The following is a 445-nucleotide window of genomic DNA, read 5'->3' as shown; positions in this document are numbered from 1 at the left end:
ACACCGGCCCGCCGGTCGCCCGCCCTGGCGCACCGCCACCGAACAGCGCGCCGGCGGCGCTCAGCACGCCACCGAGCAGGCCGCCGCTATCCCCACCGCCGCCGGGCATCTTGAACGCCACGCGCAGCGCCTCCTGCGCGATCTGGTCCAGCACCGACAGCGCGATGCGCGCCAGATCATCGAAGCCGGCTCGCCTTGTGCGCGCCGCGCGCCAGAGGCCCTTCCAGCGTGTCGCGCATAACTCCAACGTCTCTCGCGAAGCCCTGCGTATCGGCGCGCACCGCGATCACCAGCCGGTCGATTTCCTCATCCATCGGGAAACATCTCCTGCAATTTTGCTATATCGGGGCGGGAAGGCGGCCCTTCTCCGGCTGCCTTGCGCTCCAGCATCGCGGAGACGACAGCCTCCATCTCGGCGGGCGTGGCGTTCCAGAACTGATCCGCG

2 protein-coding genes are annotated in these 445 nt (G+C 69.7%); both read right to left on the bottom strand.

Features of this window, described 5'->3' with window-relative positions:
- Positions 1–176 precede the first annotated feature (176 nt).
- Complete coding sequence (locus EOE65_RS18075) at positions 177–314, bottom strand: hypothetical protein (protein WP_164847163.1); 138 nt, start codon at positions 312–314, stop codon at positions 177–179.
- Positions 307–390, bottom strand: coding sequence for a hypothetical protein (locus tag EOE65_RS18440; protein WP_420846542.1), 84 nt, complete (start codon positions 388–390; stop codon positions 307–309). The genes EOE65_RS18075 and EOE65_RS18440 overlap by 8 nt, the downstream gene beginning before the upstream one ends.
- Positions 391–445: the final 55 nt, after the last annotated feature.

Origin of the sequence: Neptunomonas marina (genome assembly GCF_004005935.1) — a bacterium.
GTDB lineage: Bacteria > Pseudomonadota > Gammaproteobacteria > Pseudomonadales > Balneatricaceae > Neptunomonas > Neptunomonas marina.
The sequence above is the reverse complement of the archived record's forward strand: the minus strand, read 5'-3'. Positions and strand labels throughout refer to the sequence as shown.

Bases quoted from the DNA above. Each gene is read 5' to 3' on its own strand.
- EOE65_RS18075 (WP_164847163.1), bottom strand. From the start codon at position 314: ATGGATGAGGAAATCGACCGGCTGGTGATCGCGGTGCGCGCCGATACG.
- EOE65_RS18440 (WP_420846542.1), bottom strand. From the start codon at position 390: ATGCTGGAGCGCAAGGCAGCCGGAGAAGGGCCGCCTTCCCGCCCCGAT.